Below are 19,879 nucleotides of genomic sequence, written 5' to 3' on the forward strand. Positions count from 1 at the left end.
GCGCCATGACCATGTTCGCCCGCGATCTTTCCGTCGCGCACTACCGCAGCTTCGATAGCTATCGCCTTGCCCTGGACGAGGGCGTGACGATACTTGCGGGACCCAACGCGGCGGGAAAGACCAATCTCATAGAGGCGCTGCAGCTGCTGACGAGTGGTGCCTCGTTTAGGCATCCGACCGCAGCCGAGCTCGTCCATGACGGCGTGGGCTCGTGCAAGATCGAGCTGAGGCTCGAGGGCGGCGGCCGCGTGCTTGATATGGGATTGAGCGCGGAGGACGGTAAGCGCTCGTTTAGTCGCAACGGCAAGAGATGCTCTGCCGCCGGTGTGCGCGGGATTCTGCCGAGCGTGCTGTTTTGCCCCGACCATCTGGACATGGTTAAGCGAGGCGCCAGTGTGCGCCGCGCCGCCCTCGATGACTTTGGCATGCAGCTGAGCGCGCGTTATGCCGATCTTGCGAGCACCTATGGGCGCTGCGTGACCCAGCGTAACGCCCTGCTCAAGGAGACCTGGTGCTGTCGCGAGATGCTCGGCGCGTGGAACGATTCGATTGCTCGCGCGGGCTCGGCCCTGCTCGTGCACCGGTTGGCCCTACTCGACCGGCTGGCGGGCCATGTGCACACTGCCTACGGGCAAGTGGCGTCCGGCGAGGCTGCCAACGTGACCTATGCGTCCACGCTGGGGGATTTGCCCCAGGTCGAGGATCGCGAAGAGCTGAAGGGTTGGGCGTACGAGCGCATGCTGGCTGCCCTTGACGAGCATGCCGACGAGGAAATTCGCCGCGGCGTGACGTTGGTGGGACCGCATCGCGACGAGATCGAGTTCACCGTGGCTGGTCGCTCCGCCCGTTCATTTGCCAGCCAAGGACAGCAGCGCACGCTGGTACTGTCCTGGAAGGTGGCCGAGGTGGCCGTGGCTCGCGATGTCCTGGGCACCGCCCCGCTGCTGCTTTTGGACGACGTGATGAGCGAGCTCGACGGCGAGCGTCGCGGCGCTTTCCTGCGGCTGATCGGCGATGATATCCAGACGGTCATAACTACGACCAACCTGGGGTACTTTACCGATGACCTGCTTGATCGAGCCAAGGTGGTGAGCATGGGTGAGACGTGCTAATTACGAGCGCGAGAGCGAGATAGTCGCCTTCAGCGGGTTTTTGAACGCAGAGCGCCAGCGCATCCTGGCGGCTGCGACCCCCGAGCGCCGTGCGCAGATGGAGGCCGCCGAGGAGTCGCGCACGGTCTATCGCGCATGGAACGCGGTGTGCTCGGGCACGCGCGAGGGGCGGCATGTGACGGGACTGCGCTACCTGCCCGAGTCCAATGAGCTGCTGGTGTATCTCGACTCGCCCTCGTGGACGCAGGAAATGACGTTGTTGCGCGAGATCATCCGCGCGCGCATGGAGCGCGCCGGTGCGCATGTGGACGGCCTGGTGTTCAAAACCACCGCGCCCGGTCACACGCCGCCCGCCGCCAAGGGGCGCCTGCGCCCGGCGACGACCGAGCGCCCGCCGGCCCCGCACGCCGACCTAAGTGAGGCCGAGTGCATCGAGATCGAGCGCCAGGTGGCGCCCATCGAAGACCAAAAACTGCGCGAGGCCCTCGAGAATGCCATGAGAGCCAGTGCCGAGTGGGCCAAGGGCGTGCAAAGCAAAAAAGAGCCTTAAATCGCATCTGGTGGCCTTGTAGAGCCAAATACCCTCGGTCCCGAGGGTATTTTTTTACGATAAACTAGTAAGGCTGTACACATTTTCTTGACTGAAGGAGGACGTGTGGCAAACGAAAACGATTACGATGGCGGCGAGATTAAGATTCTCGAAGGTCTCGAGGCCGTTCGTAAGCGCCCGGGCATGTATATCGGCTCGACGAGCGCCAGCGGTCTGCATCACCTGGTGTGGGAGATCGTTGACAACTCCGTCGACGAGGCCATGGCCGGTTTCTGCACCGAGATCCAGGTGACGGTCCACGCCGACAACTCCATCACGGTCGTCGACAACGGGCGCGGCATCCCCGTCGACGAGCACCCTGTTAAAAAGATCCCGACGCTCGAGGTCGTTATGACGATCTTGCACGCCGGCGGTAAGTTCGATAACTCGGCCTATAAGGTCTCGGGCGGCCTGCACGGCGTAGGCATCTCCGTCGTCAACGCACTGTCCAAGCGCGTGGTCGTTCAGGTTCGTCGCGATGGCAACACCTACGAGATGGAGTTCTCGCGCGGCAAGACCGTCAAGAAGATGGAGGTCGTGGGCACCTCGGATTCGACGGGCACCACCGTCACCTTCTGGCCCGACGACGAGATCTTCGAGACCTGCATCTACGATTTCGATACGCTGCACAACCGTCTGCAGGAGACAGCGTTCCTCAATAAGAACCTCAAGATCGTGCTGACCGACGAGCGCGAGGCGACTCCCCACGTGGAGGAGTTTTGCTACGAGGGCGGCATCATCGACTTCGTCAAGTTCCTCAACGAGGGCAAGGACGTCCCCGAGGCCTTTAAGGAGCCCATCTACATCGAGGGCAAATCGGACCCGGACGCTCCCGTGGCCAAGATGGGCGAGGTCGAGGTTTCCCTGCAGTGGAATAGCGGCTACGGCGAGAACGTCATGTCGTTTGCCAACGACATCTACACTCCCGAGGGCGGCATGCACCTTGAGGGCTTCCGCACCGCGCTCACCCGCGTGATCAACGACTACGCGCGCAAACAGAACCTGCTCAAGGAAAAAGACGCCAACCTGACCGGCGACGATGTGCGCGAGGGCCTTTCGGCCGTTATCTCGGTCAAGCTGCCCGATCCGCAGTTTGAGGGGCAGACCAAGGCCAAGCTCGGTAGCTCCTATATGCGCGCGCTCACGCTCAAGATCGTGACCGACGGCCTCGCCGATTACTTGGAGGAGCATCCCAAGCCCGCCCGCGAGATCGTCAAGAAGGCGCAACAGGCCTGCAAGGCGCGCAACGCCGCCCGCAAGGCGCGCGAGGCGACCCGCCGCAAGAGCCTGCTCGAGACGGCGTCCCTGCCCGGCAAGCTCGCTGACTGCTCGGTGCGCGATGCCGAGCTGACCGAGCTCTTCATCGTAGAGGGTGACTCGGCAGGCGGTTCGGCCAAGGACGGCCGTCGCCGAGACATCCAGGCGATTCTGCCCCTGCGCGGCAAGATTCTGAACGTCGAACGCGTTGGTGACCATCGTGCATTCTCGAGTGACACCATCCAGTCGCTGATTACCGCGATCGGCTGCGGTGTCACGACGAGTGCCGGCGACGGCGGCGACTTCGATATCACCAAGGCGCGCTACCACAAGATCATCATCATGACCGATGCAGACGTCGACGGTGCGCATATCCGCATCCTGCTGCTGACGTTCTTCTACAAGTACATGCGTCCGCTGATCGATGCCGGCTACGTCTATGTTGCCTGTCCGCCCATCTTTGGCATTAAGGTGCGCAACAAGATCCACTACGTGTATCCCAACGGCCGCCAGCCCGAAGACGAGATCCTGCGCGACACCATCCGGAGTCTGGGCCTGAACCCCGACGACAACGACGAGGACGGCAAGGCCAAGGACGGCAAGATCACCAAGAAGCGCAAGGGCTATACCGTCCAGCGCTACAAGGGCCTGGGCGAGATGGACCCCAAGCAGCTTGCCTCGACGACGATGGATCCCAAGACCCGCATCCTGCAGCGCGTGTCGATCGAGGATGCCGTGGTGGCAGACCGCGCCGTGCGCGAGCTGATGGGTTCCGAGGTCGGCTATCGCCGCGAGTACATTGAAAAACACGCGCACGATGCGCGCTTCTTAGACGCCTAGCTTTCCCAGGCACCCCATCTTGCCCTTCAGGATTTCGGGCGCCGCACGCAAGGCGTGCGCCCTCATCCTTCAGGGCAACCTGGGGCACCTGGAAAACCTAGGAGGGTTATCCGGCATTCCCGGTAATCCGTCTCCGTGGTAGGGAACTAATGGACCACGCAAACCATGAGGAGGTAACGTGGCAGACGATATCAGCAATAACGAGGGTATGGGCGAGGCCGGCGATGCCGGCATGCCCGACGATTTGAAGCGCCTGCTCGCCCGTGCTGAGCAGGGCGAGGACGGCGATCCGGACGCCTATAACCCCGATGCCGATGATGATGAGGAAGAGGACGACGACGGTGAGCTCGAGGAGAGCTTTGGCGAAGTCGACCGTGGCGCCTCGGCCGGCGAGGATATCAACGGCGGCCAGCTCCAGATTTCGGAGTTTGGCCGCGAGATGAAGCAGTCATTTATCGAGTATTCGATGTCGGTCATTACGGCGCGCGCCCTGCCGGACGTGCGCGACGGCTTAAAGCCGGTGCACCGCCGCATCCTGTACGCGATGAACGAGAGCGGCATCTACCCCAACCGCCCGCACAAGAAGTCGGCCTGGACGGTCGGCGAAGTTATCGGTAAGTACCACCCGCATGGCGACTCCGCGGTCTACGAGGCCATGGTCCGCCTGGCGCAGTGGTTCTCCATGCGCACGCCGCTCATCGACGGTCACGGCAACTTCGGTAACATCGACGGCGACGGCGCGGCGGCCATGCGTTACACCGAGAGCCGCCTGGCAAAGCCCGCCATGGAATTGCTGCGTGACTTGCAGAAGGATACCGTCGACTGGCAGCCCAACTACGACGAATCGCTCGCCGAGCCTCAGGCGCTGCCTGCGCGCTTCCCCAACCTGCTGGTCAACGGCAGCCAGGGCATCGCCGTCGGCATGGCCACCAATATCGCCCCGCATAACCTCACCGAGGCGATCGAGGCAACCTGCTACCTGATCGATAATCCCGACGCCACTGTCGACGAGCTCATGCAGATCATGCCCGGTCCGGACTTCCCCACCGGCGCCATCATCATGGGCAGTGCCGGTATTAAGCAGAGCTACGAGACCGGCCGTGGCTCCATTACCGTGCGCGCCAAGGCTCACGTGGAGTCCACCAAGACCGGCCGCAGCCGCCTGGTCTTTACCGAGATTCCCTACATGGTCAACAAGGGCACCCTGCAGGAGAAGATCGCCCAGCTCGTCAACGACAAGCGCATCGAGGGTATCTCGGATATGCGCGATGAGTCCAACCAGAAGGGTATCCGTCTGGTCATCGAACTCAAGAAGGGCGTCATCCCGCAGGTCGTGCTCAACAACCTGTACAAGTACACCTCGCTGCAGACGACCTTTGGCGCCAACAACCTGGCGCTTGTCAACGGCGTTCCCAAATGCCTGAGCCTGCGCGAGATGCTGCAGCACTACATCGACCACCAGGTCGACGTCGTCACCCGCCGCACCCGCTTCGACCTTAAGAAGGCCCAGGCCCGCGCGCATATCCTTGAGGGCTACCTGATGGCCCTTGACCATATCGACGAGGTCATCAGCATCATCCGCTCCTCGCAGACCGACTCCGAGGCCAGCAGCCGCCTGATCGAGCGCTTTGGCTTTACGCCCGAGCAGACCACGGCCATCCTCGAGATGAAGCTGCGCCGCCTGACCGGCCTGGAGCGCGACAAGATCCAGGAAGAGCTGGACGGCCTGCGCCGCGCCATCGCCTACTACGAGGACCTGCTGGCGCACGAGGAGAAGATCCTGGGCGTCATTAAGGAAGAGATGCGTGAGATCTCCAAGAAGTTCGGCGATAAGCGCCGCACCGAGATCAGCCATGTCGAGAAGGACCTGGACGTCGAGGACCTCATTGCCGATGAGGACATGGTCGTGACCATCACCCACACCGGCTATGTCAAGCGCATCCCGGTGGCCGCCTACCGCGCCCAGAAGCGCGGCGGCAAGGGCGTGTCGGGCGTCAACCTCAAAGAGGACGACGTCATCGACGAGATGTTCATCGCGTCCACGCACGAGTACGTGCTGTTCTTCTCGAGCAAGGGTAAGGTCTATCGCCTGAAGGTGCACGAGCTGCCGGTGGGTACGCGCCAGGCGCGCGGTACCGCGATCGTCAACCTGCTGCCTTTTGAGGAGGGCGAGAAGATCGCGAGCGTCATCAGCTGCCGCGAGTTCCCTGCCGACGAGTACCTGATGTTTGCCACCAAGAGCGGCATGGTCAAGAAGACTGTGATGAGCGCATATGACCGCAGCCGTCGCGACGGCCTGATCGCTATCAACCTGCGTGACGACGACGCGCTACTGAACGTGCGCCGCGTGCGCGAGGGCGACAAGATTATCCTGGCCACCACCGCGGGCAAGGCAATCATGTTCTCCGAGGAGCAGGTGCGCGCCACCGGCCGCGATACCAGCGGAGTTCGCGGTATCGGTATGAAGGACGGCGTGAGCGTTCTGGGCATGGAAGTCACTAACGGCAACGGCGATCTGTTCGTCATCACCGAGCGCGGCTACGGCAAGCGCACGCCGGTCGCGGACTACCCGGAGCAGAATCGCGGCGGCCAGGGCGTCTACACCATCCAAATGACCGAGCGTAAGGGTAACCTCGCGGCCATGAAGACGGTGGGCCCACAGCACGAGCTGTTCATCGTGACGGAGGGCGCGACGGTCATTCGCGTCAAGACCGACGAGATCAGCCAGACCGGCCGCGCCACCCAGGGCGTCAAGATGATGACCGTCGACGACAACGACCGCATCTGCGCCGTAGCCCGCATGACGGCAGCCAAGGAAAAACCCGAAGGCGAAGGCGCCGAGGCCGCCGCCGACACCGAAGAGGCCCCAGTCGACCTAGGCGACGGCAACGACATACCAGAGGATCTCCTAGACGAGTAAGAGGCCCTAGCTGGTAAAAATCATCAGACCTCTTATATCGGCGGTCGGCGCACCTGCGCGCCGACCGCTTTTTTGACAAGCTTGGAGCCCCGTGTCAGACGGCTGGGCGAGATGGGTTAGGTTTGTCGCGAGTTCCGCACGCAAAGAAGGCCACTTAATGTGGCCTTCGTCTTGCGCAGGACTGCCCGAGCAGCAAACCTAACCCATCTCGCCCAGCCGTCTGACACACCCCTCAAAGATTTTCAAAAAAGTTGTTGACGCGCGCGTAACGACTCGTCTAATATATCCCTTGCGCGATGGACCTGTAGCTCAGTTGGTTAGAGCGTCCGGCTGATAACCGGGAGGTCACAAGTTCGAATCTTGTCAGGTCCACCACTTTCTTTCGCAATAAACACCCCAGCGAGAGCCGAGTCGCCGCTGGGGTGTTTATTACTGTCTCCGTGGGGGTTTAGCTCAGCTGGGAGAGCGCGGGCTTTGCAAGCCTGAGGTCAGGGGTTCGATCCCCCTAACCTCCACCATGATGGACCTGTAGCTCAGTTGGTTAGAGCGTCCGGCTGATAACCGGGAGGTCACAAGTTCGAATCTTGTCAGGTCCACCATCAAAACTGTGAAGAGCCTTGGGGCGTTGCCTCAGGGCTTTTTTCTTGTCTGCGATAAATCTCATTTTGGTTTTGTGTGCTGTGCGAAAGATTGGGTAGTATAGCTATTCAATGCGGCGGGCTGCCGCGTGTTAACCGCTACGTACCGGAGGTGTTCCATGGTTCGTGTCGACATAGAGACCATCGTCATGGCCGCCGGTCCCGTGCCATCGCTTATCGTGCTTCGTGAGCGCAGCAGCAAATCGGACTCGCCCGCGCCGCTGCGTTCCCTTTCCATTCAGACTGGTTCGTTTGAAGCTGCTGCCATCAGCCGCGGCATCGATAGCGGCCGCGCCGAGCGCCCGATTACCCATGACCTGCTGCTCGATACCGTTGACGCCCTGGGTGCCAAACTCGAGCGCATCGAGATCGTTCGCGCCGAGCCGCCGGTGTTCTACGCGACGATCGTCGTACTGGTCGATGGCGAGGAGCGCAAGATCGACGCCCGCCCCAGTGACGCCATTGCCCTTGCCGTGCGCAGCAATGCCCCCATGTTTGTGGAGGACGACATCATGAATCGCCTGGGCACTGTTTCCACCCACGCCGAGGATGTCGACGACGAGCAGGAGTTCGAGAAGTTCGACGAGTTCGTCCATACGCTCTCCCCCGATGACTTCTAAATGCGGGGCGGCAGAGTTGCGGAGTGTTCGCTGATGGCCGGCGGTATGTCGGCTGAGGCGGCGGCCATTGCGCGCGAGGCCCAGATGCGCTCGGAGGCTTCTGAGGCGGCACGCATTGCCTATGTGACGCAGGCCCGCACGCTTCGCGAGCGCCGCGGCTCGTTTATCAAGATGGTTGTCGTCTCCGCCCTTGTCGCGGCAATCTGCTCGCGCCTTCGTGGTACAGTTGGTGCGCTTGGGTTTTCGATTTCAACAGGCTTGGTAATCTGGGGTGTGGTCGATGCAGTAATGCTGACCAACCAGATCAAGGTACTCGACAAGCGCGCGATGGATATGATGCGCGCCCGCGACGCTGCCGCCAAGATCGCTGCCGAGGCACAAGAACTGTAACGACGCCAGACTCGATGGGAAGGTCTAAAGATGGCACAGGATATGCAGGACGCCGGTAACGTCTCCGCCGAGCTCGACGCCATGGTGTGTGACCTGATCGGCGCGTTCTTGGATGACCTTGCCGCCGGTGAAAACCCTGGCGTGGTCGTGGCAATTGAGGACGCTGCTTCCAACCGTTATCTGGCGGCGCTCGATGAGGATGGCGAAGAGGCGTGCCTCGAGGCGGCCACCAACTTTATCTCCGAGCACAAGATGGGTCTTAAGGACGAGGGCCTGGGCCGTATCGCCCGCTATGCCATCGGCTATACCGGCTGCGTCGAGATTGACGGAGGCTACCACGACGCTCTGCTCGTGAGCTTCTTTGAGACTACGCTCGAGAGCGGTTTTTCGGCATATGTGCTGTATGAGGGCATGGGCGCCGGCGATGGTTTTATGTGGAGCGACCCTGAACCTGCAGGTGAGGAAACCCCTCTCATCTAAAATCGCTAAAATAAACGAGTTTTCGGTAAAAGGCTCAATATTCCCGCTGAGCGTTGTATCGCTGGGTGGGCCGCATACGCGTGCCGTTTGTATATGGATAGAAGATAGGGGAACTACATGCGCGTAGACAATCTGAGGAACATCGCCATCATCGCCCACGTCGACCACGGCAAGACGACGATGGTCGACAAGCTCCTGCGTGCCACGGACGCCTTCCGTGCCAACCAGCAGGTCGAGGACCGCGTCCTGGACTCTAACGACCAGGAGCGCGAGCGCGGCATTACGATTCTCGCCAAGAACATCTCTATCGAGTACAAGGACGTCAAGATCAACGTCATCGACACCCCGGGCCACGCCGACTTCGGCGGCGAGGTCGAGCGCGTGCTGCGTATGGCCGACGGCGCCCTGCTGCTGGTCGACGCTTTTGAGGGTCCCATGCCCCAGACCCGCTTCGTGCTGCGTCACGCTATCGACACCGGCCTTAAGATCATGATCGTCATCAACAAGATCGACCGTCCGGGTGCCAACCCCGAGAAGGCCTACAACGACTGCCTGGACCTTATGGCCGACCTGGGTGCTACCGACGACCAGCTTGAGTTTGCCATGGAGCATGTCATCTACGCCAGCGGCGTCAACGGCTTTGCCCGTCATGATCCCGAGGACGGCAACATGGACATGTACCCGCTGCTCGACATGATCATCGACGACATGCCCGCACCCGAGGTTGACGAGACCGCTCCGCTGGCCATGCAGTGCGTGACCATCGACCACTCTAACTTTGTCGGCCGCATCGGTATCGGCCGCGTGTACTCTGGTGCCATTCACCAGGGCGACCAGATCCTGGTTGTCAAGAACGACGGCTCCAGCGCCACCGCTACCGTCAAACAGCTCTTTACCTTCGACTACCTGGGCCGTACCGAGTGCCAGGAAGTCGGCGCCGGCGACATCGCCGCCGTTGTCGGTATTGACCGCACCGATATCGGCGATGTCTACACCGACCCCGAGAACCCCGTCGAGCTCGAGCCCATCGAGATCGACCCGCCGACCCTGTCTATCGTCTTTGAGGCTTCGACCTCTCCGCTCGTCGGCCGCGATGGCGACATCGTGGGCGCCCGTCAGCTCAAGGAGCGCCTGTTCAACGAGGCCGAGAACAACGTGACCATGAAGATCGAGGAGCTCGAGGACAAGAGCGGCGTCGAGGTCTCGGGTCGCGGCATCCTGCACCTGTCCGTTCTGATGGAGTCCATGCGTCGTGAGGGCTTTGAGTTCCAGGTCGGCCGTCCCCGCGTTCTGTTTAAGAAGGACGAGAACGGCAACAAGATGGAGCCTGTCGAGCAGGCCGTCGTCGAGTGCCCGGACGAGTACTCGGGCAAGGTCGTTGAGGTCTTCGGCACCTCCGGTGGCATCATGACGAGCATGGATACCTCGGGCATCGTGACGCACCTTGAGTTTAAGATCCCGACGCGTGGCATCATGGGCCTTAAGAACCGCATCATGAACGTCACCCACGGCGAGGGCGTGTTCTACCACACCTTCCTGGAGTACGGTCCCTACGCCGGCGAGATCGGCAACCGTCAGAACGGTGCCATGATCTCCATGACCACCGAGAAGGCCGTTGCCTATGCCCTGGGCACGCTGCAGGAGCGCGGCCAGCTGTTTGTTGAGCCGGGCACCGAGTGCTACGAGGGCATGATCGTGGGCGAGCGCAGCAAGGCCGGCGACATGGTCGTCAACATCGCCCGTACCAAGAACCTGGGCAACCAGCGTTCCTCGACCTCCGATATTTCCGTGCAGCTGGTGCCGCCCCGCACCTTCTCGCTGGAGGAGGCGCTGGAGTACATCGCCGATGACGAGCTGGTGGAGATCACTCCCAAGAATATTCGCCTGCGCAAGCGTCTGCTCAATGCCACCGACCGCAAGAAGGCCGCCGTCCGTGCCGGTCAGGTCAACAAATAAGCGCCGGGATTTATAGCTTTAATGAGAAAGGGCGTCGACCGCAATGGTCGGCGCCCTTTTTGGTGCATGGGGATTGAGGCGGCCTACGCCACCACAAAGGTGCCTGTCCCCTTTGTGGTGGTTGGCAGCTAGGCGGTGGGGAGTTCCGGCGTATTAGCCGGCTGTTGCGACTTGAGGTGAGCGTTGCGCCAGATGATCTGGATAACATAGCCGAGCGTGAAGACAAAGGCCACGCCGCTGATGAAATCGCCTACGAGGGGGATTGCCGTAAGTGCACCTGCGATCACGCCGCCGGCGGCCGCCATGGCGTAGCGGTTCTGGCCGTGTCCGACCATGCGCGCGATCGCGCACCCTGCAAAGGCACTCGACACCAGCGCGATGCCAATAACACCGCACATGAGGGCTCCGGCAAGCGACAGACCAGCGATAGAGATAATTAGCAGTAGGACGGCGGGGACGATAGCAATCGTGCCCAGAAGACCGCTCACCCACAGGGGCATGGGGCGCTGGTGGAGCATGCCGGCGGCGCTGTCGGTTGCGCGCGGAAAGACGAGTTCGAGCAGTAGGGCGACAAAGCAGGCCGAGAGTGCCGCGGCGACGATACCGCCGATGACATCGTTAACGGTGGAAGTATCCTCGCTCTCGGTGCGGTCGATCTTGAGCGCGCCGACCTCGGCTCCCGCGGCGCGCTCGGGGTCCTCGGAGACGTGCGCGTTCACGGTGCCGGTGATGTGGGCGTTCTTGCCCAGGATGAGCTTATCGGCCCAAACCTCGACATCGCCCTCGACGGTGCCATCGATAGTCACCGTATCGCCCGCAAGCACTGCCGACTTGGTAGAGCCGCGCAGGGCAACCGTCTCGCCTATCGCATAGAAACAGTTGGTGGTGCTGTCGGAATTGAGCACGACATGCTGGCCGGCAACGGTCACGCTGCCATCAACCGTAGTCTTGGCAATGTCGATGGTGCGCGCCGCCAAGCGGACGGCGCCGCCCACCGTGCAGTCGCGGATGGAGAGGCTCTCGCCTGCTGCAATTATGTCGCGGCCGATGGACGCATCGTCCAAGTTGAGGGCCTGACCTGCCCAGTACAGGTCACCTTCGACGCCGGACGAATTGGCGTCATTGTCGGTCGCAAGTACGTTGCCTGCGGTGTCTGTGCCGGCGAACGACGCCGTGGGAAGTGCGGTGACCGCTAGGGCGACGAGCGCGAATAGGATCGTGATGCGGACCCACGCTTTACGGCGCTGGGTCGACGGGAATTGATTACAGGGCATAGTGAATCCTTCGTCAGATGCTCGACATACACCTAACAGGGTACCCAACGCGTGGGCGCTCTAAAAGAACCTCTCGGTTGCATTTCGAAGGGTCGTGCCGTGCTGTTTACTTTTTACGGTGCAAGAAGCGCGCGATATCTTCTTCGGTGGGGCTTTTGATGTCAAAGCGCAGCGAGAGCCAGCGCAGACCCATGGTCACGACAACGCATACGACCAGCGCGGCGACATTGCTCATAATGCCGCTCATAACGAGACACACATAGCTTGTCGATCCGGCGATGGCGGCGATGGCATAAAAGTTAGTACGTTGGAAAATGCCCGGAACCACGCCCATAAAGCCGTCGCGCAACATGCCGCCGCCCACCGCGGTGAAAAAGCCCATCATGATGCACACCGCCGGTGCAAAGCCGTAGACCAGCGCCTTGTCTGCTCCAGTGGCGGCGTAGATGCCGACCGAGATGATGTCGAGCAGGGGAATGAGTTTTTCGGGCTTGTCGACGATTGCCGGGAAAATATAGATGATGGCGGCTGTGGCGATGGAGAGCGGTAGTGCCATGGGCTGGTTGAGGATGTAGACGTTGCCGACCTGGAGCGTCATATCGCGCAAAAGACCGCCGCCCAGACCGCAGACCACGGCAAGCGCGACCGCGCCCACCAGATCGAGCTTGTGCTCGCGCGCGACCAACACGCCCGAGATTGAAGCCGCGACGACGGCGAACATTTCGAGCCAAAATGGGATAGCGACCATGGCATCCGAGGCGTGTGAAGTAACGGTCATAGCGGCGACAGCGGGCAAGATGGAATCCTTTGAGTTGCAGGTTTGGACAATGCCCGTACATAGTACATGGTTGGCGGCGATTGCGACCCTATTGCTCGGCAAACGGTAGGGGTTGGGTGCGGGCGTGGCGTTACTGGAATGCCAGGGGTCCAAAACATGTACATCAGCCTCCAAAAACGACATTTTTCGACATCTTTGGAGGCTGACGTACATGTTTGGATTGGGTTCACAGCATGAGTGAGTTGATTTACTCACATCCGGTATATTTCCCCACTTCAACGGACATAAGAGTTGGATACCGGCTCAGAGCGAGAGGCCCTCAATGGATACCCCTGTTCTCATTTCGCATAAAACCGCATGGCTTGTCCATCATGCACCCCAGAATTTGGTTCAGTCTCTTGCGCGGCACGACTACCAGATAGGCGCACAAGGCATCTCCACCCAACAACGCGTTGCGCGCATACGACAGGCACTTATCGACTGCGGCATTCCGTCCGATATGCTCAAGACTATCGATATCTCGGTTGTATTCGAATTCGAGCGAATTCGCACCAAAGGCGTCATTTGCCACATTCTTGGACAAAATCTTCCCTACGAGCATATTAACGAGTTGACGCCCGGAATCTTCATCACCGACGAAGCCTTCACCTTCGTGCTCGCTGCCGAGTGGATGGATAGGATCGAATATCTCGAATATGGCTATGAAGTTTGCGGCGATTATCGCATGAGGCTCAATCCCGCCGACCCTTATACCGAGCAACCAGCCACCACCTCCAAGGATGAAATAATCGAACTGCTCGATCGGCATCCCGGCAAACCCGGTGCCACACGTGCACGGCTCGCGCTCAGGCATATCTACGATCGCTCGGCCTCGCCTATGGAGACCGCTTCGGCAATCGCCCTCTCACTCCCAACAAGCGAAGGCGGCGTTGGCATCCGAGGTATCGAACTCAACAAACCACTCGAGATCCCTCAACGTCTCTGGCATTGCGCCAAAGCTCGAACACTTAAAATCGATGCGCTCGTTACCTACAAGCGCAGGGAGCTCGGTATCGAATATAAGGGCGGTTTTCACGATGAGTTCGAGCGCAAAGGAGCAGATGCGGAGCGAGAGGCCGTTCTCTCCCAAATGGGATATCGAATCGTTACGCTCACTTCGGCTCAGTTCGGCAGCCAACTCGCCTTTCACCGCGCCATGAACAACATTCGCGAAGCACTCGGCATGCCTCGCTGTACCGACACCGGGCACCAGCGAGAGCAAAACGAACTACGCAAGGCTCTTATCCGCAACTGGAAAGGTATGCGAGACGAAGAGGCGCCTTCCGAATAGTGCCACTCCCGTGAGCTCAATCCAAACGTGTACGTCAGCCTTCAAAGATGTCGAAAAATGTCGGTTTTGGAGGCTGACGTACATGTTTTTGAGGGAAGGGCGGGTTCGAATCCCTCCTCCTCCGCCGTATTTGCTTGTAAGGGACTCTAAACAAAAAAAGCCCCCGTTTTCGGGAGCTTTCTCAACCAAAATGGCGGAGGAGGAGGGATTCGAACCCTCGTGACCTTATACAGGCCAAACGGTTTTCGAGACCGCCGCATTCAACCACTCTGCCACCCCTCCGCGTGGGGTAAAAACAAAGCAGGCTCGAAGGCCTGCTTTGGAATTAACTGGCGGAGAGTCAGGGATTTGAACCCTGGAGACGCTTTTGACGCCTACACGATTTCCAATCGTGCTCCTTCGGCCACTCGGACAACTCTCCGTTAAATGCGAAAGTCAGTATACACGAGGAATCGCAAAGTGCAAACAGAAAAGTTGGCATTTTTTAAAACGCCTTGCCGCGCTTGACGTTGCAGTGGGGTTTAAGGTGCCAAAAAACGGCTTCCGACCAGCGTGGTTGATCAACTCAATTGTTCAAAAAAGGGTATTCATAAGCGACTTGGCAATGAATTTAAAAATCTTTGGGTGGTGCTGTGGGCCACTGGTATGCATTTTGCGACCAGAGCCTTGTGCCCGTTGACCTGCGGCTTGGCTCAGCTTGTCCCCACGGCACCGTATCTTGTCAACAGATCCGTCAAGCTTTTGGTCAGCATTTGGTTGGAATGCGCATGAAACGTCGTGTGAGTATGGGCATATGTGGAGGTCATGAGGTTGTAGCTGCATATTCTTGCAGCCTAGGAGGTTGAAAGATATTATTACCAAGTCTTTTCCTGCTTCAGGCGCACCTTCACGACCTGAAGCCACATTTGCCCAGAGGAGGTGACAATATGAAGGCTTATGAACTGCTGTTCTTTGTTGACCCGTCGCTCGACCCCGAGACTCGTCTCGCTGTTATGAAGCGTATCGATACCACGATCGCTGAGGGCGCTGGCAAGGTCGACTCCGTTGACGAGTGGGGCAAGCGCAAGCTCGCCTACGAGATCAACGACCTCACCGATGGTGACTACACCCTCATCAACTTCCACGCAGATCCTACCCAGATCGCCGAGCTTGATCGCGTCCTGCGCATCACCGACGCTGTGGTCCGCCACATGATCGTCCGTCGTGACGACCAGGAGTAAGACTGTCGTTTTGGACTGGGCTTGTGCCCCAAGAGGAAGTAGTGAGTTATGAGCATCAATCGAGTGAACATCACCGGTAACCTCACCCGCGATCCCGAGCTGCGCGCCACCGCCGGCGGAACCCAGGTTCTGTCCTTTGGCGTCGCCGTGAACGATCGTCGCCGCAACGCGCAGACTGGCGAGTGGGAGGACTATCCCAACTTTGTCGACTGCACCATGTTCGGCACCCGCGCCGAGGCCGTGAGCCGTTTCCTGGCAAAGGGAAACAAGGTCGCGATCGAGGGCAAGCTGCGCTACAGCTCTTGGGAGCGCGACGGCCAGCGCCGGAGCAAGCTTGAGGTCATCGTCGATGAGATCGAGTTTATGAGCTCCCGTGGTGGCCAGGGTGGCTACGATCAGGGTGGTTACGCCCCCGCAGCTCCCGCGCCCGCAGCACGTCCTGCCGCACCGGTGGCTACGCCGCCCGCGGTCGACGTCTACGATGAGGACATCCCGTTCTAAGGGTTGTTCACCTATTTTTGAGTGAGAGGCGGCTTCGGTTCGCCGAAGTTGCCAAATGAAAGGTATTTTGACATGGCTAATGATTTTTCTGCACGTCAGCCGCGTCGTAAGTACTGCCAGTTCTGCAAGGAGAACACTGAGTTCATCGACTATAAGGACACTCAGCTTCTCCGTAAGTACATGACCGACCGTGGCAAGATCAAGCCCCGTCGCGTCACTGGCGCTTGCACGCAGCATCAGCATGACATCGCCAATGCCATCAAGCGCGCCCGCGAGATGGCACTCCTGCCGTACACCGTCCCCGTGGTTTCCTCTCGTGGCAACCGCGACCGCGGCTAAGAAGGGAGACGCATCATGAAGGTTATTCTTCTCGATGAGATCAAGGGCAAGGGCGGCGAGGGTGACGTCGTAGAGGTCGCTCAGGGTTACGCTGAGAACTTCCTGTTCCCCAAGAAGCTCGCTGTTGCCGCCACCAAGGGCAACCTCAAGCAGCTTGACGAGCGTCGCAACAACATCGCCAAGCGCGAGGCCGTCCGTCTGGCTACCGCCAACGAGACCAAGGCTGCCTTCGAGGGCAAGACGGTCACCGTTGACGTCAAGGTCGGCGACGAGGGCATCCTCTTTGGCTCCGTTACCGCCGCTATGATCGCTGACGCCATCAAGGCTCAGCTCGGTATGGACATCGACCGCAAGCGCGTCGAGCTCGGTAAGCCCATCAAGGTTGCCGGTGCCCACACCGTTGCCATCTCGCTGTACCGCGAGATCAAGGCCGAGGTTGTCGTTCTCGTCGGCGTTACCGCCGAGGAGCTCGCTGCCGAGGCTGAGGTCGAGGAGGCCGCTGAGGTCGCCGAGGCCGAGACCGCCGAGGTCGAGACTGAGGCTGCTGCCGAGTAGCATTTGCTGCAACGCAACAATCTTGTTCTAAGAAGGGCGCTCTGGGAAACCAGGGCGCCCTTTTGTTTTTTGCGCTGAGTGAGTTTCATGGTGAACGTTGCGTCGAAGTCCTATATACAGGACCGTTCATCCGTTTGGTTCGGTGATGATTGGCGGCGCGCGGCGCGTTTTGGGACCGTGGCTGATACTATGGATGCTCGCAAGCGATATGAATGAGGATGCTCATGGCATATGACGATAGGGAGACCGGGCTGACGGTTGAGGACCGCGGCTCCAAGTTGGGTCTTCCCCAAAACCAAGATGCAGAGGCCAATGTACTGGCCGCTATGCTGCTATCGCCCGAGGTGGTCGAAGAGGCCCAGGTCGAGCTGCAGCCCGATGACTTCTACCGGCCCATTCATAAGACCATCTATACCGCGATGGTCGATATGTACAACAGCCGCATTCCCATCGACTCCATCTCGCTGATCGATTACCTGCGAAGCATCAACAAGCTTGATGCCGTGGGCGGCGAGGCCTACATTTTGGAGTTGATGGGTCAGACCCTGTCGCTCGTCAACTGGCAGCACCATGCCGCTATCGTTCGCCGCGATTCGATGCTGCGTGAGCTGATCGGCGCCACCAACGAGATCAACGCGCTGGCCTATAACGCTCCCACCGATACCAAAGAGGTCGTGGAGCTGGCCGAGAGCAAGTTGCTCAAGGTCACGGCGCGCGAGGTCAAGTCGAGCTACAAGACGCTGACCGAGTTTATGGTCGAGGCCTATAACGAGGCCGAGGAAGTGTGCCAGGCAGGCGGCCAGGCTGCGGGCGTGCCCACGGGCTTCCCGTCGCTCGACCGCATGCTCATGGGTTTTCGCGAGGGCCAGCTCATCATCATCGGCGCCCGCCCTGCTGTGGGTAAGACGTCGTTCGCCCTGAATCTGGCGCTCAACGCTGCCGCTGCCGGTTATACCGTCGGCTTCTTCTCGCTGGAGATGTCGGGCAAGGAAATTGCCCAGCGTCTGATTTGCGCCTACGCCATGATCTCGATCAGTGACTTCCGCATGGGCCGCATTAGCCCCGAGCAGTGGGCAAATATCAACGAGGCCACGCAGACCTTGTCCAAGCTCGATATTCTGATTGACGATACGCCCGGCACCACAGTGACCGAGATTCGCGCCAAGAGCCGCCGCATGCTCCACAACAAGGAGAAAGCTATCATCATCCTGGACTACCTGCAGCTGGTGAGTCCTCCGCCGGGACGCCGCTCCGAGAGCCGTACCGTCGAGGTCTCCGAGATGTCGCGTGGTCTGAAGATCATGGCCAAGGAGCTCAAGATCCCGCTCATCGCGCTGTCGCAGCTCTCGCGTCAGGTCGAATCCCGTACCGGCAAGCGCCCGCAGCTTTCCGACCTTCGTGAATCGGGCTCCATCGAGCAGGACGCCGATATCGTTATGTTCTTGGACCGCTCCGCCGACGAGGCCGAAGCCTCGCGCGACGATCGACCCGACGAGGGCGTTACGCGTATTGTCGTGGCCAAGAACCGTTCGGGCCCGATCGGCGACGTCGACCTGATGTTCCTGCCGGCATCCACGAAGTTCTATGAGCTTGATGGGGCACATGCCGAGGAGTAGGACAGGCACCCGTTGCACGGGTATACTGGGAATGTTTTGTGCTTCTGCGTGCCGGCGTGGCGCGTAGACAGTCCATGAATGTAAGGAGTAAACATGCCGTCAACCGTTTTGGTCGGTGCCCAGTGGGGCGATGAGGGCAAGGGTAAGATTTGCGACCTGGTCGCCGGCGACTTCGATGCCGTCGTGCGCTACTCGGGCGGCAACAACGCCGGTCACACCATCGTCGTCAACGGCAAGAAGTACGGCCTGCACCAGGTGCCCTCCGGCATCATGTATTCCGACCACGTGTCGGTGATCGGTAACGGCTGCGTCGTCAACCCCAAGGTTGTCCTTGAGGAGATCGACATGTTCGAGGCCGACGGCATCACCACCAAGAACCTCAAGATTAGCGGCAACGCGCATGTCATCATGCCGTACCACATCGATCTGGATGGCGCCTTTGAGCAGAAGCTCGGCAAGAAGAACATCGGTACCACCAAGCGCGGTATCGGTCCGTGCTATCAGGACAAGATGGCCCGCATCGGCCTGCGCATGCAGGACATGCTGGACGAGGCACTGTTCCGCGACAAGCTGGAGACCGCTCTCGCCCGCGTGAACCCTGAGCTCGAGCTCATCTACAACCTGCCCACCTACACCGTGGACCAGATTTGCGACGAGTACCTGCCGATGGCCGAGCGCCTGCGCCCCTACATCACCGAGACGAGCCTGCTGCTCAACAACATGATCGATGAGGGCAAGGACCTGCTGTTTGAGGGCGCCCAGGCGACGCTGCTCGACATCGACCACGGCACCTATCCGTACGTGACGTCTTCTAACTGCACCGCCGGCGGCGCCATCACCGGTTCCGGCGTGGGCATGAAGAACGTCGACCGCGTGCTGGGCGTCATGAAGGCCTACATCACCCGCGTCGGTTCGGGCCCCATGCCCACCGAGCTTTCCTATGAGTCCGAGGCCGGCCACACGCTGACCGAGGAGGGCTATGAGTACGGCGTGACCACCGGTCGCCGTCGTCGTTGCGGCTGGTTTGACGGCCCTATCGCCAACTATGCCTCGCGCGTCAACGGCCTCACCGACATCGCCGTGACCAAGCTTGACGTGCTTTCGGCTTTCGACACCATCAAGGTGTGCGTGGCATACGACGTCGATGGCGAGCGCTACACCAGCGTGCCCGAGCATCAGGTGCGCTTTGAGCATGCCAAGCCCATCTACGAGGAGCTCCCCGGCTGGAAGTGCGACATCACCGGTTGCCGCAGCTTTGATGAGCTGCCGCAAGAGGCTCAGGACTACGTGGCGTTTATCGAGGATCTGGCACACACCCGCGTGACGTTTATTGGCGTTGGCGCTGGTCGCGAGCAGATCATCAACCGATTCTGGAAGTAATCGGGACTATTTGGTTATTGCGATATACCCCTTTGCAGCCCAAGTGGGCGGCCGAGGGGTATATTTGCTTGCAAAGGGCTCGCG

General features: G+C 60.1%; 17 protein-coding genes and 5 tRNA genes. 18 read left to right on the forward strand and 4 right to left on the reverse strand.

Features of this window, described 5'->3' with window-relative positions; all coding sequences use genetic code 11:
• Positions 1 to 5 precede the first annotated feature (5 nt).
• From DXB86_RS00915 to typA, 11 genes are all read left to right on the forward strand, one after another.
• Positions 6 to 1,112 carry a DNA replication/repair protein RecF gene (locus DXB86_RS00915; RefSeq protein WP_089572575.1) on the forward strand — a complete coding sequence of 369 codons (1,107 nt, stop codon included), beginning with the start codon at positions 6 to 8 and terminating at the stop codon, positions 1,110 to 1,112.
• Positions 1,099 to 1,662: a DciA family protein gene (locus DXB86_RS00920; RefSeq protein ID WP_117735833.1), complete on the forward strand. Its 564-nt coding sequence runs from the start codon at positions 1,099 to 1,101 to the stop codon at positions 1,660 to 1,662. Before DXB86_RS00915 ends, DXB86_RS00920 begins: the two co-directional genes overlap by 14 nt.
• A 105-nt stretch (positions 1,663 to 1,767) precedes the next feature.
• Positions 1,768 to 3,798 carry a DNA topoisomerase (ATP-hydrolyzing) subunit B gene (gene gyrB / locus DXB86_RS00925; RefSeq protein WP_117735834.1) on the forward strand — a complete coding sequence of 677 codons (2,031 nt, stop codon included), beginning with the start codon at positions 1,768 to 1,770 and terminating at the stop codon, positions 3,796 to 3,798.
• A gap of 208 nt (positions 3,799 to 4,006) precedes the next feature.
• Positions 4,007 to 6,718 (forward strand): DNA gyrase subunit A, encoded by a 2,712-nt coding sequence (gene gyrA, locus DXB86_RS00930; RefSeq protein ID WP_199410962.1) that lies wholly within the window; start codon positions 4,007 to 4,009, stop codon positions 6,716 to 6,718.
• Positions 6,719 to 7,016: 298 nt separating this feature from the next.
• Positions 7,017 to 7,093 (forward strand) — tRNA-Ile (locus DXB86_RS00935).
• A 67-nt stretch (positions 7,094 to 7,160) separates the two neighbouring features.
• A tRNA-Ala gene (locus DXB86_RS00940) sits at positions 7,161 to 7,236 on the forward strand.
• Between the two features lie 4 nt (positions 7,237 to 7,240).
• Positions 7,241 to 7,317, forward strand: a tRNA-Ile gene (locus DXB86_RS00945).
• A gap of 158 nt (positions 7,318 to 7,475) precedes the next feature.
• Positions 7,476 to 7,976: a bifunctional nuclease family protein gene (locus DXB86_RS00950; protein ID WP_117564020.1), complete on the forward strand. Its 501-nt coding sequence runs from the start codon at positions 7,476 to 7,478 to the stop codon at positions 7,974 to 7,976.
• 33 nt (positions 7,977 to 8,009) lie between these two features.
• Positions 8,010 to 8,366 (forward strand): hypothetical protein, encoded by a 357-nt coding sequence (locus tag DXB86_RS00955; RefSeq protein WP_117735835.1) that lies wholly within the window; start codon positions 8,010 to 8,012, stop codon positions 8,364 to 8,366.
• Positions 8,367 to 8,396: 30 nt separating this feature from the next.
• Positions 8,397 to 8,846 carry a hypothetical protein gene (locus DXB86_RS00960; RefSeq protein WP_089572580.1) on the forward strand — a complete coding sequence of 150 codons (450 nt, stop codon included), beginning with the start codon at positions 8,397 to 8,399 and terminating at the stop codon, positions 8,844 to 8,846.
• 117 nt (positions 8,847 to 8,963) lie between these two features.
• Positions 8,964 to 10,802, forward strand: coding sequence for a translational GTPase TypA (gene typA, locus DXB86_RS00965; protein WP_117735836.1), 1,839 nt, complete (start codon positions 8,964 to 8,966; stop codon positions 10,800 to 10,802).
• Between the two features lie 128 nt (positions 10,803 to 10,930).
• Here typA and DXB86_RS00970 read toward each other — a convergent pair whose 3' ends face one another.
• A complete protein-coding gene (locus DXB86_RS00970; RefSeq protein WP_117735837.1) occupies positions 10,931 to 12,076 on the reverse strand; it encodes a polymer-forming cytoskeletal protein in 1,146 nt (381 codons plus the stop codon).
• A gap of 106 nt (positions 12,077 to 12,182) precedes the next feature.
• A complete protein-coding gene (locus tag DXB86_RS00975; RefSeq protein ID WP_233504101.1) occupies positions 12,183 to 12,872 on the reverse strand; it encodes a trimeric intracellular cation channel family protein in 690 nt (229 codons plus the stop codon).
• Positions 12,873 to 13,176: 304 nt separating this feature from the next.
• Here DXB86_RS00975 and DXB86_RS09870 point away from each other — a divergent pair, with 304 nt between their 5' ends.
• Positions 13,177 to 14,184 (forward strand): hypothetical protein, encoded by a 1,008-nt coding sequence (locus DXB86_RS09870; protein ID WP_147330806.1) that lies wholly within the window; start codon positions 13,177 to 13,179, stop codon positions 14,182 to 14,184.
• A gap of 191 nt (positions 14,185 to 14,375) precedes the next feature.
• On the opposite strand, the gene DXB86_RS00995 is transcribed toward DXB86_RS09870, so the two are convergent.
• Both DXB86_RS00995 and DXB86_RS01000 read right to left on the reverse strand, forming a co-directional pair.
• Positions 14,376 to 14,466, reverse strand: a tRNA-Ser gene (locus DXB86_RS00995).
• A 48-nt stretch (positions 14,467 to 14,514) separates the two neighbouring features.
• Positions 14,515 to 14,605, reverse strand: a tRNA-Ser gene (locus DXB86_RS01000).
• A 505-nt stretch (positions 14,606 to 15,110) separates the two neighbouring features.
• Here DXB86_RS01000 and rpsF point away from each other — a divergent pair.
• The 6 genes from rpsF to DXB86_RS01030 all read left to right on the forward strand — a co-directional run bounded on the left by rpsF (position 15,111) and on the right by DXB86_RS01030 (position 19,795).
• The gene (gene rpsF, locus DXB86_RS01005; RefSeq protein WP_006235831.1) at positions 15,111 to 15,404 is read left to right on the forward strand and encodes a 30S ribosomal protein S6; all 294 of its coding nucleotides are present in this window, start codon (positions 15,111 to 15,113) and stop codon (positions 15,402 to 15,404) included.
• 48 nt (positions 15,405 to 15,452) lie between these two features.
• Positions 15,453 to 15,905, forward strand: a complete 453-nt coding sequence (locus tag DXB86_RS01010) for a single-stranded DNA-binding protein (RefSeq protein WP_006235830.1) — start codon at positions 15,453 to 15,455, stop codon at positions 15,903 to 15,905.
• Positions 15,906 to 15,977: 72 nt separating this feature from the next.
• Entirely contained in the window at positions 15,978 to 16,244 is a 267-nt protein-coding gene (gene rpsR / locus DXB86_RS01015; RefSeq protein WP_006235829.1) for a 30S ribosomal protein S18, read from the forward strand.
• 15 nt (positions 16,245 to 16,259) lie between these two features.
• On the forward strand, positions 16,260 to 16,799 hold the full coding sequence (rplI, locus tag DXB86_RS01020) for a 50S ribosomal protein L9 (RefSeq protein WP_022094073.1): 540 nt from the start codon (positions 16,260 to 16,262) through the stop codon (positions 16,797 to 16,799).
• Positions 16,800 to 17,017: 218 nt separating this feature from the next.
• Positions 17,018 to 18,415: a replicative DNA helicase gene (dnaB, locus tag DXB86_RS01025; protein WP_006235827.1), complete on the forward strand. Its 1,398-nt coding sequence runs from the start codon at positions 17,018 to 17,020 to the stop codon at positions 18,413 to 18,415.
• Between the two features lie 93 nt (positions 18,416 to 18,508).
• Positions 18,509 to 19,795: an adenylosuccinate synthase gene (locus DXB86_RS01030; RefSeq protein ID WP_022094075.1), complete on the forward strand. Its 1,287-nt coding sequence runs from the start codon at positions 18,509 to 18,511 to the stop codon at positions 19,793 to 19,795.
• Positions 19,796 to 19,879 lie beyond the last annotated feature (84 nt).

This window comes from Collinsella sp. OM06-18AC, assembly GCF_003438785.1.
Taxonomy (GTDB): domain Bacteria; phylum Actinomycetota; class Coriobacteriia; order Coriobacteriales; family Coriobacteriaceae; genus Collinsella.

What these genes read in the sequence shown, in the direction of transcription:
- DXB86_RS00915 (WP_089572575.1), top strand. Translation starts at nt 6, where the DNA reads ATGACCATGTTCGCCCGCGATCTTTCCGTCGCGCACTACCGCAGCTTC.
- gyrA (WP_199410962.1), top strand. Translation starts at nt 4,007, where the DNA reads ATGGGCGAGGCCGGCGATGCCGGCATGCCCGACGATTTGAAGCGCCTG.
- DXB86_RS00950 (WP_117564020.1), top strand. Translation starts at nt 7,476, where the DNA reads ATGGTTCGTGTCGACATAGAGACCATCGTCATGGCCGCCGGTCCCGTG.
- DXB86_RS00955 (WP_117735835.1), top strand. Translation starts at nt 8,010, where the DNA reads ATGGCCGGCGGTATGTCGGCTGAGGCGGCGGCCATTGCGCGCGAGGCC.
- DXB86_RS00960 (WP_089572580.1), top strand. Translation starts at nt 8,397, where the DNA reads ATGGCACAGGATATGCAGGACGCCGGTAACGTCTCCGCCGAGCTCGAC.
- typA (WP_117735836.1), top strand. Translation starts at nt 8,964, where the DNA reads ATGCGCGTAGACAATCTGAGGAACATCGCCATCATCGCCCACGTCGAC.
- DXB86_RS00970 (WP_117735837.1), bottom strand. Translation starts at nt 12,076, where the DNA reads ATGCCCTGTAATCAATTCCCGTCGACCCAGCGCCGTAAAGCGTGGGTC.
- DXB86_RS09870 (WP_147330806.1), top strand. Translation starts at nt 13,177, where the DNA reads ATGGATACCCCTGTTCTCATTTCGCATAAAACCGCATGGCTTGTCCAT.
- rpsF (WP_006235831.1), top strand. Translation starts at nt 15,111, where the DNA reads ATGAAGGCTTATGAACTGCTGTTCTTTGTTGACCCGTCGCTCGACCCC.
- DXB86_RS01010 (WP_006235830.1), top strand. Translation starts at nt 15,453, where the DNA reads ATGAGCATCAATCGAGTGAACATCACCGGTAACCTCACCCGCGATCCC.
- rpsR (WP_006235829.1), top strand. Translation starts at nt 15,978, where the DNA reads ATGGCTAATGATTTTTCTGCACGTCAGCCGCGTCGTAAGTACTGCCAG.
- rplI (WP_022094073.1), top strand. Translation starts at nt 16,260, where the DNA reads ATGAAGGTTATTCTTCTCGATGAGATCAAGGGCAAGGGCGGCGAGGGT.
- dnaB (WP_006235827.1), top strand. Translation starts at nt 17,018, where the DNA reads ATGCTCATGGCATATGACGATAGGGAGACCGGGCTGACGGTTGAGGAC.
- DXB86_RS01030 (WP_022094075.1), top strand. Translation starts at nt 18,509, where the DNA reads ATGCCGTCAACCGTTTTGGTCGGTGCCCAGTGGGGCGATGAGGGCAAG.